Origin of the sequence: Actinoplanes sp. M2I2 (assembly GCF_023544445.1) — a bacterium.
Classification (GTDB): Bacteria; Actinomycetota; Actinomycetes; order Mycobacteriales; family Micromonosporaceae; genus Actinoplanes.
In genome coordinates this window covers 645,898-659,315 of the sequence record NZ_JALPVJ010000001.1, presented here as the reverse complement: position 1 = coordinate 659,315, position 13,418 = coordinate 645,898, and the positions used below count along the sequence as shown (strand labels likewise).

Below are 13,418 nucleotides of genomic sequence, written 5' to 3'. Positions count from 1 at the left end.
TCTGGGTCAGCTCATGCGTTGCAGGGCGGTTCGGATCCGGTTGAGGTCGCGGCGGCGGCGCTCCAGCGTCGTCGCCAGCAGCACCAGCACCAGACCGGCGACCGCGAGCGGGATCCACCGCGGGATCAGGTCCCAGACCTCGGCCAGCTCGTGCAGGGCCAGCACGGTCAGCACCGCGCCCCCGGCGACCACCGGCGCCCGCAGCCGGGTGGCCACCCCGGCCGCCACCACCGCCACGCAGGCCCCGCCGAGCAGCAGACGCCGCAGGTGTTCGCCGTCGTCGACCAGGATCACCATCAGCTGGGGCAGGAGCCCGACGGCCAGGGCCGGCCCGTAGACGACCCAGCTCGACCGGCCCCGGCCGAGGACGAGACCGGCCACGACCAGGAGGCCGTCGAGAATCAGGGCCGTCCACCAGGGCAGTCCGAGACCGGCCGGCACGGTCAGCGCCAGCACCGCCACCGAGCCGAGCGTGCCCACCCGGCGCCACCCGGCCGGGAGCAGCAGCACCAAGGCCGCGCCCAGCACGGCCACGGCGGCGGGCAGCTCCCAGCCGGACGGGCCGGTCCGGGTCGTGTCCAAGGCCCGCACCCCGGCCTCGGCGGCCAGGCCCAGCGCGATCAGGCCGGGCGCCCCGGCCACGGCCAACGCGCCGGGACGGCCACCGAAGCGGCTCGCCAGCGTCAGGAGCAGAGCCACGATGGCGACGGTCAGCAGCGCATCACCGTGCACGAGCAGGTGCGCCACCCGGCTCACGGCGACGCCGGCCGCCACGACCAGCAGATTCACCGCGACCTCGCGGGCCCACGGCTGCTTCGACACCACGGCCCCGGCCAGCACCGTCGCGACCGCGATCAGCAGCGAGCCACCGGCGAGCGCGGCGTCGCCGGGGTCGCCGGTCGAGAAGAGGCCGGTCAGGGCGAATCCGCTGGCGATCACCACCGCCAGGCCACCGGTCGCGGCGCCGGCGAGGCGCAGACCCCGGTGGGGCTGGGCGAGCACGGCGACGTCGACGGCCGCCACCGCGGCGAAGGCCAGCGCCCAGCCGGCCGGACCGGGTCCGGCCGTGGCCGCCAGCAGCGGGATCACCGGGTGGGCGACGACCAGGGCGGCGTATCGGGGCCCGGTCAGACCGGTGACGTGCTCGTACCCGGCGGCCACGGCGGCGGTCAGGGCGAAGACGGCGCTCGCGTAGCCCCAGCCGTCGGTGGCGGCCACGCCGAACAGGTCGACGTGCCAGGCCGCGTACCCGTCGAGCAGCATCAGCAGAAGTCCGATGGCGGCGAAGGTCTCGGCCGTGGCCCGCAGGCCGCGCCGCAGCGCCACGAACGGCACGGCCAGCGCGACGCCGGTGAACGTGAGCAGCACCAGCGCGCGGCCGCCCAGGCCGAACTGGGCCCAGGCGACCGCGGCGAAGACGATCGCGGCGACCCCGAGCAACAGGCCGCCCAGCACGAAAAGCACGGTCTGCGCGAATGTCGACGAAACTTCCCGCCCGGCCCGGGGAACGTCCGGAGCGGCGCCCAGGGAGGCGCGGACCCGGGCCGCCGCGGCCTGCCGGCTGTTCCAGACCCCGGCCAGCCGGGCCTCGATCTCCCCCACCCGCTGCCGGGCCGTGACCAGCTGGGCGTTGAGCTCGGCGATCTCGGCATCGGCCCGGACCACCTCGATGGCGTCCGGGTCGGGGCCGCGCCCGCAGGACGGGCAGCCGCTCTCCGGCGAGGCCGGGGCCGAGCAGTGCGGGCAGGGATAGGTCATGGCACCGATCCTCGTGCCCGCACCGGCCCCCGCGGATGAGCATCCGTACCCAACCTGGGGCTGGGCCGTCCGCCGGGATCTCCCGGATCAGTGACCTGGGTCACTCCGAGTCACAGCCGAGCCCGCCGGTCCCGTCCCGCGGTCATGACTGACGTACTCATCCTCGGGGCGGGCTACGCGGGCCTGAGCGCGGCGACCAACCTGGCCGGCCGCGTCCGGCGCCGGGCCGGCGTCCGCCTGACCCTGGTCAACGCCGACGAGCGGTTCACCGAACGGCTCCGCCTGCACTCCACCGGGGCCGGCCGGGCCACGGCCGACCTGCGCCTGCCCGATCTGCTGGCCGGCACCGGCGTCGAATTCGTGCGCGGGTGGGTGACCGCGGCCGACGCGGCGGCCCGGGTCGTGCACCTGGACGACGGCCGGGAACTGCGCTTCGACAAGCTGATCTGGGCCCTGGGCAGCGCGGCCGACACCGCCGCGGTGCCGGGCGCAGCCGAGCACGCCTACACGTTCGACAGCTACCGCGACGCCGAGGCGCTGGCGGCCCGGCTGGCCGGCCTCGACGGCGGCGCCGTGGCGGTCTGCGGGAGCGGCCTGACCGGCGTCGAGGCCGCCACCGAGATCGCCGAACGCCACCCCGCCCTCACCGTCCACCTGCTCGGCCGCCAGGCCCCGGGCGCGACGATGGCGCCGGGGGCCCGGGCGTACGTCGAAGCGACCCTGCACCGGCTCGGCGTCGAGGTGCGCAGCGGTGTCGAGATCTGCGAGGTGCGGCCCGGCTCGGTGATCCTGGCCGACGGCCGGGTCGACGCCGACGTGGTGCTGTGGACGGCCGGCACCCGGGTCTCGCCGCTGGCCGCCGCGGCCGGGCCGGCCGTCGACGACCGCGGGCGCATCGTCACCGACCCGTGCCTGCGCTCGGTCTCGCACCCGCAGGTCTACGCGGTCGGGGACGCGGCCGCGGTCCGGCTGGGCTTCGGCGTGCTGCACGGCACCTGCCAGAGCGGCATGCCCACCGGCGTGCACGCCGCGGTGTCGATCGCCCGCGAGCTCGAGGGCCGGGAGCCCCAGCCGTTCCGCTTCGGGTACTACCACCGGCCGGTCAGCCTGGGCCGCGGCGACGCCGTCGTGCAGTTCACCCGGCCCGACGACAGCCCGCGCCGCGCGTACCTGACCGGGCGCACCGCCGTCTGGTACAAGGAGACGGTGAGCGCCTCCCCCTGGCCCGTCTTCACCCGGATGCGGGCGCACCCGGCGATGGCCTCGTGGTGGCCCCGCGGCGGCCGGTACACCCGATGACCGTCTTCGACGAGCACCGGCGCCTGCTGTTCGCAATCGCGTACCGCATCCTGGGGACGGCCGGGGACGCCGAGGACGCCGTGCAGGACACCTGGCTGAAGTGGTCGGCGGCGGACCGCACGAACGTCGCCGACCCCCGGGCGTACCTGGCCCGCATGGTCACCCACCAGGCGATGGACCAGCTCCGGTCGGCCCGGCGGCGGCGCGAGACCTACATCGGCCCGTGGCTGCCCGAACCGATCCTGACCACCGGTGACGTCGACGCGGACGACATCTCGCTGGCGATGCTCGTCGTGCTCGAGACGCTCAGCCCGCTCGAACGGGCGGTGTTCGTCCTCAAGGAGATCTTCGACTTCCCCTATCCCGAGATCGCCGCCGCCGTCGACCGCACCGAACCGGCCGTCCGCCAGGCCGCCCACCGCGCCCGCGAGCACGTGCGGGCCCGGCGTCCCCGCTTCCACACCGACCGCCGTCACCAGCGCGACGTGACCGAGCGGTTCCTCGCGGCGGCCTCCGGCGGCGACCTCAACGGGCTCCTGGAGCTGCTCGCCCCTGACGTCACCCTCTGGACCGACGGCGGCGGCAAGGTCCGCCACGCGCGCCGCCCCGTCGTCGGGGCCGAGCGGGTGGCGGCCTGGATGGCCGGTGTCAGCCGGGTCCCGTACGAGGGTGTCGCGCCCGCCGACATGCGGGCCGACCTGGTCGACCTCAACGGCAGCCCCGGGATCGTCTTCACCGGCGCCGGCCGGGTGATCTCCACGCTGTCGTTCGACTTCGCCGACGACGGCCGCATCCGGGGCATCTACACCATGGCCAACCCCGACAAGCTGCGCGCCGTCACTCCGGGGACCACGCCGCCCAGCGCCGGACGGTGATCTCGATGAACGGCCCGGCGGGCGGCGTCCCGCGATACTGCGGATAGCGCTCGACCAGGGCTTCCAGACCTTCCGCGTACGTCTCGAGGACGCGCGCCGTCCCGTCGGCGCGCGCCCACCACAACCGCGACCAGTCCGCCTCGTAGTGGTCGGCCAGCACGCTGACCCGAGGCTCGGCCGCGATGTCGGCCAGCCGCCGCAGCGCGCGGGTGCGCTTGGGTTTGTGGTCCACCGCCGAGACGATGACGTCGGTTCCGACGAGCGCGAAGACGATCGGCACGAGGCGCGGCGCCCCGTCCGGCCCGACCGTCGCCAGCCGGGCCACGGGCACCGTCGCGAACAGCTCGGCCGGGGTCACCGGCCGGTCAGCTCGCCGATGGCCGCCTCCCACTTGGCCAGCGCCGGCTCGACGATGCTCCACGGCCCGGACGGCAGCCACACCGAGACGCAGTCGACGCCCGCCCGCTCGCACTGCTCCAGCGCCTTCGGGTCGGGCGGCACGCTCAACATCTGCACCTGCAGGTAGCGGTCGGCGCGGGCTCGCAGCTCGGCGATCCGGGCGAACACATTCTCGTCGCGCCACTGCGGGAACCAGCCGTCGCCGTGGTCGAGCACCCGGTCGACCACCGTCGGGCCACCGCCACCGATGAGGACGGGCGGGTGCGGGCGCTGGGCCGGCTTGGGCCACGACCAGATGCGGTCGAAGTCGACGTGCTCGCCGTGGAAGGAGGCCTCCTCGGTCGTCCAGATCTCGCGCATGGCCTTCAGCCGCTCGGTCAGGACCGGCACCCGGCGGCGCGGGTCGGTGCCGTGGTTGCGCATCTCCTCGCGGTTCCAGCCCAGCCCGACGCCGAAATCGAACCGGCCGCCGCTGAGGTGGTCGACGCTCGCGACCTCCTTGGCCGTCGTGATCGGGTCGCGCTCGGTGACCAGGCACACGCCCGAGCCGATCCGCAGCCGGCTCGTCGCCTCGGCCGCCGCGGTCAGCGCGACGAACAGGTCGTAGGTGTGCCAGTACTTGCGCGGCAGCTGGGCCCCGCCCGGCCAGGGCGTCTCCCGGCTCGCCGGGATGTGCGTGTGCTCGGCGAAGTACAGCGCGCTGTGCCCGCGCTCCTCGGCCCGGCGAGCGATCTCGCCCGGCCGCATGCCGTCATGGGTGGGGAAGTAACCGACACCGAAGTCCATGCGCCGATCCTAGGAACCGGGTGGCCCTGGGAAAACGGCGACTCCCCGTGCCGGGGTGGGCCGGCACGGGGAGCAGAGAGAGGCCGCGGTCAGTTGGCGGCGTTGAGGATCAGGGCGCTCAGGACGACGCCGATCACCCCGCCGGCGACACCGGCCGCGGCGGCGTACCAGCCGAGCGGACGGTCACCGAGGAAGCCGCCGACCAGACCGAGCACGAGCGCGGCCAGACCGAAGACCACCGGCACGAAGAACACGGCCACCGCGGCGAACACGAACGCGAGGATCGTGCACACCCGAGCGCCGGAGATGCTTCTGCGGCGGGTTGTCACCTGAGTCATCGGAGTTACCTTTCCCCGTGCGAGAGTCGTTGGCGTCCTTTGTGTACCCGACTCCCCCGCGCGCCAATCATCGTCCGGCTGCGCGGTACGCCTTTCCCGCCTCGGTCGGCGTGGTGGCGTTGCGGTAGAGGCCGTAGTCGACCGAGTCATCGACGGCCGGCAGTGAGAACCAGGCGTAGCGCTCGACGTACGAGGCCGCCTCGAGCCGGCGGGCCGACTCGGTGATGAACGCGGTGATCTGCGCGGTGCTCGGGAACTTGGGCGTACCGGTGAAGTTCATCAGGCCGTACTCGGTCACCCAGATCGGCAGCCCGTACCGGTCGTGGACCGCCTGGACGTACCCCATGAACTGACCGGCCGCGGCCGAGCTGAAGTCCGAGCCGTACCAATGCAGGGTGATGAAGTCGACGCGCAGACCCCGCTGCTCGGCGCCGGTCATGAACCGGTCGAGCCATCCACCCGGGGTGTTCCCGCCGAACGCCACGGCCGGGCTGCCCAGTCGCATGCCGGTCGCCTGCAGCTGCGGCCACAGATCCAGGGCCTGCTCGACGCTCATCTCGGCCTGCCCGGCGAGGTCGGGCTCGTTGAAGCCCAGCAGCGTGCTGCCCTCGGTCTTGACCTTGGCCAGGTTGGCCGGGGTCACCACGTTCTCGTCCCAGATCATCGGGACGAACTCGGCGCCGGCCGGCGTGCTGTCGTTGTTGGTTCCCCAGTTGTAGTACCACTTCGCGCCGACGTCCTGGACCGCGCCCGACAGGCCGGTGAACTGCCAGGTGCTGACGCCCTTCTTGGCCGCGGCCGGCGCCCCGGGGGCCGGTGGCGTGGTGGGGGCCGTGGTGGCCGGCGTGGCCGGAGCGGTGGTGGCCGGCGCGGTTCCGCCGGGCACGGTCCAGAGCTGGTTCGGGTTGCCGGTGCAGGTCCAGATCTGCAGGCGGGCGCCGTCGGCGTCCAGGCACTTGCCCGACCCGGCGTTGACCAGCCGGCCGCCGGTGGCCGACCACTTCTGGGCGCCGGTCCCGTTGCAGTCGTAGATCTGGACCCGGGCGCCGTCGGCCCGCGAAGCCGCCGCCACGTCGAGGCACTTGCCCAGCGCCTGGACGCTGCCGCCGTCGATCGTCCACTTCTGCGCCGCCGTGCCGTTGCAGTCCCACAGCTGGACGGCTGTCCCGGCGGCCGGGTTGGCCCCGGCCACGTCGACGCAGCGGCCGGCGGCGCCGGTGATCGGCCCGGCGTCGGCCGCCGAGGCCGCCGTGATGCCGAGGACGCCGAGTCCTCCGACAACCACGGAGGAGATGAGGATGGCAAGCGTTCTGCGTGACATGCGGCGACCGTAACGGCGTTCCCCGTGCGCGCAGAAGCCACTTAATCAGCCGCTAAGAACATCGGACCGTACGGGCAGAAATCGACGGAAAGTGTTATCGGCCGACGACTCTTGCCGAGGCGGAAAGAGTTGTGATAGTTTCCTTCATGGAAACAGTCCCCGTGCCGAAGGAGGCCCCATGGACGTCGACGAGGCTTCACGATCGCTCGCCGAGATCGACAAGCGCCAGCAGGAGACGCTCGAGCGGGGCGGTCCCCGCCGCCTGCCGGCGTGGTTCACCTACGGCGGCGCGGCCGCGCTCACGCTGGGCTGGGCCGGCACCGACCTGACCCGCCCGGCCTCGACGATCCTGACCGCGGTCAGCGCCGTCGCGCTCATCGCGCTGGCCTGGGCGCTCGAGCGCTCCACCGGCGTCCGGCTGCGCCGGCGCAGCCTGCGATATCGGCCGCTGCTGGCCTTCGTGGCCGCCGTGGTGGTCACCGGCATCGGCGTCGGGACGGTGCTGCGCCTCTTCGACGTCCCCGTCGCCGGCACGATCGGCGGCCTGGCCGCCGGCGCGGTGTGGATCGGGGCGATGGGCATCGCGCAGACGGCCGCCACGACCCGTCGCCCGTCGTGAGCGCGCTGCATCCGCCGGGCTTCAACGAGGTGCTGCACGCGCCGGTCCGGCTCACTCTCGTGTCCCTGCTGGCGCCGGCCGTCCACGTCGAGTTCGCCTACCTGCGCGAGGCCACCGGGCTGAGCGACTCGGCGCTGAGCAAGCAGATCGGCACCCTGCAGGAGGCCGGCTACGTGGAGCTGCAACGTCAGGGCCGCCGGGCCACGGTCCGGCTCACCGCCGAGGGGCGGCACGCGCTCACCGGGCACGCCGCCGCCCTGCGGGCCCTGCTGGGCGACACGCTCCAGGCCGCCCCGGAGGTCAGCGGCGCAGGGTGAGGATCAGGTCGACGACGAGGGCGGTCCAGCCGGTCTGGTGCCACGCGCCCAGGCCGGCCCCGTTGTCGCCGTGGAAGTACTCGGGGAAGACGATCAGATCCTTCCAGTCGGGGTGGGTCTGGAGCACCTCGTTGGCGCCGTAGATCGGCCGCCGGCCGTCCGCGTCGGGCAGGAACAGCGAGATCAGGCGGCGCGAGAGGTCGTCGGCCACGTCGGCCAGCGGCACCTTGCGCTGCGAGCCGGTCGGATACTCGGCCTTCATGTCGTCGCCGAAGAACTCCGCGTACTCGCGCAGGGCCTCGATGAGCAGATAGTTGACCGGCATCCAGACCGGGCCGCGCCAGTTCGAGTTGCCGCCGAACAGACCGCTGGTGCTCTCGGCCGGCTCGTAGCCGACGGTGAAGTCCGAGCCGCCCAGCGAGACGGTGAACGGCTTCTCCAGGTGGCTGCGGGACAGGGTGCGGATCCCGTAGGCCGAGAGGAACTCCTCGGGATCGAGCATGCGGGCCAGGATCCGCAGCAGCTGGTCCTGCCCGACCATGGACAACAGACGTTGCTGGGCACCCTGGGCCGACAACCGGCGGGCGCTGATCACGTCGGCGTACTCGCCCTGCGACGCCTGCAGCCAGCGCAGCCGCGCGTGCAGCTCGGGCAGCCGGTCCAGGGTCGTCTTGGTGAGCCGGGTGGTGGCGGCCAGCGGCAGCAGACCGACGATCGAGCGCACCTTGAGCGGCAGCTTGTGCCCGTCGGGCAGGCGCAACTGGTCGTAGAAGAAGCAGTCCTCGTCGTCCCACAGGCCCTGCCGGTAGGCCGCCTCGGCGATGTACGCGAAGTGCTCGAAGAACTTCGTCGCCATGTCCTCGTACGTGCGGTCGTGCAGCGCGAGCCGGATCGCCATGTCGAGCAGGTTCAGGGCGTACATCGCCATCCAGCCCGTGCCGTCGGACTGCTCCAGCACCCCGGCCACCGGCAGCGCGGCCGACCGGTCGAACGGGCCGACGTTGTCGAGCCCGAGGAAGCCGCCCTCGAACACGTTGTTGCCGCCCACGTCCTTGCGGTTGACCCACCACGTGAAGTTGAGCAGCAGCTTGTGCATGATCCGGCCCAGGAAGTCGAAGTCACGCCCGCCGTCGATCTCGAACACGCGCAGCGCCGCCCAGGCGTGCACCGGCGGGTTGACGTCGCCGAAGGCCCACTCGTACGCCGGGATCTGCCCGTTGGGGTGCATGTACCACTCCCGGAGCAGCAACAGCAGTTGCGCCTTGGCGAAGGCCGGGTCGACGCGGGCGATGGAGACACAGTGGAACGCCAGGTCCCAGGCGGCGTACCAGGGGTACTCCCACGGGTCGGGCATCGAGATGACGTCGAAGCTGTTCATGTGCCACCAGGCGTTGTTGCGCCCGTAGCGCCGGCCCGGCGGTGGTGGCGCCGAGCCCGGGTCGCCGGTGAGCCACTGCTTCACGTCGAAGTGGTAGAACTGCTTGCCCCACATCAGCCCGGCGATGCCCTGCCGGGCCACGGCCGCCTCCTCGGGCGAGGCCGCCGCCGGGATGATCCCGGCGAAGTAGGCGTCGGCCTCGGCCTTGCGCCCGCCCATGACCGACGACCAGTCGTCGCCCAGGTCGAGGGGGCCGATCGGGTCGTCGTCCTGGGTCAGGCGCAGCCGGATGGTCCGGCTCTCCCCCGGTGCCAGCGTCAGCTCGTAGTGCAGCGAGCCCTTGGTGCCCACGCCGGCCGGGTTGACCGTCGGCGCTCCGGCGACGATGTGGTCGTTGATGCCGTCCTTGGGATAGAGGCTCTTGCCGGGCTGTCCCCACAGCCGCTGCGCGTTGGTCTCGTTGTCGCACAGCAGCGGCGTGGCCCCGTCCTCGCCCTCCAGCACCAGGTGGCCGAGCGTGCGGTGGGCGCCGGCGAGGCGCCCCGGACGGCCGGTCAGGCTCGGCACCGGACGGTTGGGCAGGCCCCACGACCATGTGTTGCGGAACCACAGCGTGGGCAGCACGTGCAGGGTGGCCGGGTCGGGCCCCCGGTTGGCCACCGTCACGGCGACGCACATGTCGCGCGGGGAGGCCTTGGCGTAGTCGACGGTCACGACCCAGAACCGGTCGTCGTCGAAGACCCCGGTGTCGACCAGCTCGTACTCGGCCTCGCCGCGGGAACGCTGCCCGTTGACGCGCACCAGTTCGTCGTACGGGAAAGGGTCCTGCGGGTAGTGGTAGCGCCAGCTCATCCACGAGTGGGTCGGCGTGGAGTCCTGATACCACCAGTACTCCTTGGCGTCCTCGCCGTGGTTGCCGCCGTCGCCGCCGAGGCCGAACATGCGCTCCTTGAGGATCGGGTCCTGCCCGTTCCAGAGGGCCAGCGCGAAGCAGAACGTCTGACGCTCGTCGCAGAGCCCGGCCATGCCGTCGTCGTTCCACCGGTACGCCCGGGAGCGCGCATGGTCGTGCGGGAAGTAGTCCCAGGCCGTGCCGTGCTCGCTGTAGTCCTCCCGGACCGTGCCCCAGGCCCGCTCGGCCAGGTAGGGGCCCCAGGCCCGCCACGGCTGCTCGCCGGAGTCCGCCTGCGCCAGCCGTAAGCGCTCCGCCACGCCTGCCTCACCCCTCGCACCCGCCGCCCCGTGCCCAGCGTCTCACTGCCGTGTGTCAGATGTGTTGACACCGCCGATTGTGCACGACGACCGACGGTGACCTGACCACTACGCGAAGGGGCCTCGCCTCATTCCCGCGGGGGACGGCTACCGCTGAAGGCCGCCGAAGTCGAGCTCCGGCGCGGGCAGGGACAGCGCGAACTCGGTACCCCCACCGGCCGCCGGGCGCGCCGTGATGGTGCCGTCGTGCGCGTCCATGATCGCCTTGGTCACGGCCAGGCCCAGGCCCGTGCCCTTGATGCCGGCCTTCTGCGCGTTGCTGGCCCGGAAGAACCGGCTGAACAGGTGCGGGTACTGCTCGGCCGGGACGCCGATGCCGTTGTCGCTGATCGTGATGAGCACGGCGTCGCCGTCGTGTTCGGCGGTGACCGACACCGTGCCGCCCTCGGGCGTGTACTTGACGGCGTTCGAGATCAGGTTGTCCAGCGCCTGACGCAGGCGTTGCGCGTCGGCCAGCACGTGCAGGTCGGGCTTGATCGACGCGTTGAGGGTCAGGCCCTTGGCCGCGGCGCTGAGGTGGTGGCTGTAGAGCACGTCCCGCAGCACGGTGTCGGCGGCCATCGGGCACGGGTCGATGCTGATGTGGCCGGCGTCCAGACGGGCCAGGTCGAGCAGGTCGTCGACCAGCCCCTGCAGGTGCCGGGTGCTGCGGTCGACCACGGTGGCGTGCTTGCGCTCCGCCTCGCCCAGCGCCGGGCTGTCGAGCAGGACCTCCGTGTACGCCTTGATGACGCCCACCGGGTTGCGGAGCTCATGGATGACCAGCGCCGACAGCTCGTCCTTCATCCGGTCCAGCTCCCGCAGCTTGTCGACCTGCTCGCGCTCCTGATCCAGCAGGCGCTCGCGCTGCTCGGAGAGCTCGTGCCGATCGGTCACGTCGGTGGACAGCCCGTCGACGAAGAACCGGTCGCCCTCGACCCGGGCCGCGGCCCGGGTCCAGATCCAGCGGACCACGCCGTCATAGCCGACGAGGCGGCACTCCACCTCGGCGTGCTCGCCGGCGGCCAGCTTGAGGTTGAACTCGTCGAGGAGGCCGGCGTCGTCCGGGTGGACGAGCTCGCCCAGCACGGCCGGCGACTCGTCGGTCACCTCGCGGCCGAAGACCGCGCGGCCGTTGGGGCTGCCGTAGACCAGGCGGGGCTCCTCGCCGGGGGTCGTCTCGACGGTCCAGACGTAGTCGTTGACCTGCGCGACGATCCGGTCGAAGTTGCGGCGGGCGTCGGCCAGGGCCAGGGACATGTCCTCGGCCCACCGGCGCTCGACGAAGCGGCCCAGGTGGGCCGCGACCGCGTCCAGCATCTCCACGGTGTCGGTGTCGAAGGGCAGGTCCTGGTCGGTGTAGAAGGCGAGCACGCCGAGGGTCCGGCGGCCGGAGCGCACGGGCACACCGACCGCGACCCGGATGCCGACCTCGTGCAGCTCGGCCCGGCCCTGGTCGACCATGTCCGTCGGCGTCTGGCCGGTGTCCCACCACACCTCACGGTTGCGCGCCCAGACGAGGCCGGGCAGGCCCTCGCCGAGGACGAAGGTGAGCGCACGGTCGTTGGTGAAGGCGGACAGGTCACGGTCGCCGGTGGTGTGCGAGCTGTGCCGCACGATGCTCTTGCGGTCGTCGGTGACCTGCCAGTACTCGCCGCAGAGCCAGCCCAGCGAGCCGGTGATCGCGGCGACCGCCTCGATGCCGGCGTCGCGGGCGTTGGTGGCGTCGGAGAGCACCTGGGCGACCGCGTGCCGGGCGCGCCGCAGCTGTTCGGCCCGGTGCGCCTCGGTGATGTCGTGGAAGGCCACCACCGCGCCGAGCCGGCGGTCGTCGCGGGTGTCGATCGGGCGGCCGTTGGTGACGAACCGGCGCCAGGAGTCCTCGCTCTTGACCAGAACGTGCCGGCCTTCGACGACCTCACCGCGGTGGGCCCGGGTCAGCGGCATATCGCTCACCAGCTCGCGACCGTCCGGCTCATAGGCCTGGAAGGCGGCCAGCCACTCCTCGACCGGAGTGTCGGGGGACGTCTGGTGGCCGGTCATCTCGCGGGCGGCCCGGTTGAGCAGGCTCAGCCGGCCCTCGCTGTCGCAGGCGGCGATGCCGACGTCGACGCTGTCCAGTACGGCCTCGAGGAACGCGTGCTCCTCGTCGAGCTTCTTGCGGTGCTGCTCCATCTCGGCCGTGGCCACGAGCCGTCCGGTGATGTCGTGCACGAAGGCGTGGCAGATCGTGCCGCCGGGCTCGGTCACCACCTGGAGGGTCATCTCGGCCGGGAACTCGCGGCCGGTGCTGGTCAGCGCGGCGATCCGCAGGTGCTGTCCGCTCAGCTGCGAGTCACCGGTGGCCCGGACCCGGGCCAGGCCGGCCAGGTGGTCGGCGCGGAACCGCTCGGGGATGATCAGGTCGGCGACGTTGCGGCCGATAGCCTCGCCCGCGCGGTAGCCGAACAGCCGCTCGGCGGCCGCGTTCCAGCCCAGCACCTCGCCGGTCAGATCGGTCGAGATGTACGCGTCGTGGGTCGCGTTCAGCACGGCACTCATCCGGGCCGACGAGATCTGCTGCTCGGCCCGGGCCAGCCGCAGCGCGACCTCGGACTCGGCCGACTCGGCGAGGTCGTGCAGCACGGCGAGGTCCTCGGGGCTCCACTGCCGCGGCACCGAGTCGACGACGCAGAACGACCCGAGCACGTGGCCGTCGGGCGAGCGCAGCGGAACGCCGGCGTAGGCGATCGCGCCGAAGTCGCCGATCGCCGGGTTGTCGTGCAGGCGGGCGTCCAGCCGGGCGTCCGGGACGACGAGCGCGGCCTGACCCTCGACGACGTGCTTGCAGTACGAGTGGGACAGGGGGGTCTGCCGGGTCTCCTCGATCTCGCCGGAGAGGCCGTAAGCGCTCGCAAAGCGCTGCCGGTCCTCGTCGACCAGCGACACGAGCGCGGTCGGGGCCTCCAGCATGCGGGCGGCCAGCCTGGTCAGCCGGTCGAGGGCGTGCACGTCGCGAGCCTCGAGCAGCCCGGTGGCCCGCAGGGCACGCAGACGCCCCGAGCTCTGCGGCAAGGTACCCGGTGAGTTCAGCACGA

11 protein-coding genes are annotated in these 13,418 nt (G+C 72.8%); 4 read left to right on the top strand and 7 right to left on the bottom strand.

Annotation, left to right across the window (positions count from 1 at the left end; all coding sequences use genetic code 11):
• Window positions 1–6: 6 nt before the first annotated feature.
• The gene (locus HJC40_RS03135) at window positions 7–1,758 is read right to left on the bottom strand and encodes an SCO7613 C-terminal domain-containing membrane protein (RefSeq protein ID WP_249998073.1); all 1,752 of its coding nucleotides are present in this window, start codon (window positions 1,756–1,758) and stop codon (window positions 7–9) included.
• A gap of 144 nt (window positions 1,759–1,902) precedes the next feature.
• Between HJC40_RS03135 and HJC40_RS03130 the strand changes: the two genes are divergently transcribed.
• Together HJC40_RS03130 and HJC40_RS03125 are read left to right on the top strand one after the other, a co-directional pair.
• On the top strand, window positions 1,903–3,057 hold the full coding sequence (locus tag HJC40_RS03130; RefSeq protein ID WP_249998072.1) for an NAD(P)/FAD-dependent oxidoreductase: 1,155 nt from the start codon (window positions 1,903–1,905) through the stop codon (window positions 3,055–3,057).
• Window positions 3,054–3,932 carry an RNA polymerase sigma-70 factor gene (locus HJC40_RS03125; protein WP_249998071.1) on the top strand — a complete coding sequence of 293 codons (879 nt, stop codon included), beginning with the start codon at window positions 3,054–3,056 and terminating at the stop codon, window positions 3,930–3,932. Before HJC40_RS03130 ends, HJC40_RS03125 begins: the two co-directional genes overlap by 4 nt.
• On the opposite strand, the gene HJC40_RS03120 is transcribed toward HJC40_RS03125, so the two are convergent.
• The 4 genes from HJC40_RS03120 to HJC40_RS03105 form a co-directional block, all read right to left on the bottom strand.
• Window positions 3,895–4,290 (bottom strand): TIGR03668 family PPOX class F420-dependent oxidoreductase, encoded by a 396-nt coding sequence (locus HJC40_RS03120; RefSeq protein ID WP_249998070.1) that lies wholly within the window; start codon window positions 4,288–4,290, stop codon window positions 3,895–3,897. The genes HJC40_RS03125 and HJC40_RS03120 overlap by 38 nt on opposite strands.
• On the bottom strand, window positions 4,287–5,117 hold the full coding sequence (locus tag HJC40_RS03115) for an LLM class F420-dependent oxidoreductase (protein WP_249998069.1): 831 nt from the start codon (window positions 5,115–5,117) through the stop codon (window positions 4,287–4,289). Before HJC40_RS03115 ends, HJC40_RS03120 begins: the two co-directional genes overlap by 4 nt.
• Before the next feature lie 89 nt (window positions 5,118–5,206).
• Window positions 5,207–5,455, bottom strand: coding sequence for a hypothetical protein (locus tag HJC40_RS03110; RefSeq protein ID WP_249998068.1), 249 nt, complete (start codon window positions 5,453–5,455; stop codon window positions 5,207–5,209).
• A 67-nt stretch (window positions 5,456–5,522) separates the two neighbouring features.
• Window positions 5,523–6,776, bottom strand: coding sequence for a glycoside hydrolase family protein (locus HJC40_RS03105; protein WP_249998067.1), 1,254 nt, complete (start codon window positions 6,774–6,776; stop codon window positions 5,523–5,525).
• Between the two features lie 178 nt (window positions 6,777–6,954).
• On the opposite strand from HJC40_RS03105, the gene HJC40_RS03100 reads away from it, so the two are divergent.
• The gene (locus tag HJC40_RS03100; protein ID WP_249998066.1) at window positions 6,955–7,395 is read left to right on the top strand and encodes a hypothetical protein; all 441 of its coding nucleotides are present in this window, start codon (window positions 6,955–6,957) and stop codon (window positions 7,393–7,395) included.
• Window positions 7,392–7,712, top strand: a complete 321-nt coding sequence (locus HJC40_RS03095; RefSeq protein WP_249998065.1) for a transcriptional regulator — start codon at window positions 7,392–7,394, stop codon at window positions 7,710–7,712. The genes HJC40_RS03100 and HJC40_RS03095 overlap by 4 nt, the downstream gene beginning before the upstream one ends.
• Here the strand turns inward: HJC40_RS03095 and HJC40_RS03090 are convergent.
• Window positions 7,696–10,302 carry a glucosidase gene (locus tag HJC40_RS03090; RefSeq protein WP_249998064.1) on the bottom strand — a complete coding sequence of 869 codons (2,607 nt, stop codon included), beginning with the start codon at window positions 10,300–10,302 and terminating at the stop codon, window positions 7,696–7,698. The genes HJC40_RS03095 and HJC40_RS03090 overlap by 17 nt on opposite strands.
• A 147-nt stretch (window positions 10,303–10,449) precedes the next feature.
• Complete coding sequence (locus tag HJC40_RS03085; RefSeq protein WP_249998063.1) at window positions 10,450–13,416, bottom strand: PAS domain S-box protein; 2,967 nt, start codon at window positions 13,414–13,416, stop codon at window positions 10,450–10,452.
• Window positions 13,417–13,418: the final 2 nt, after the last annotated feature.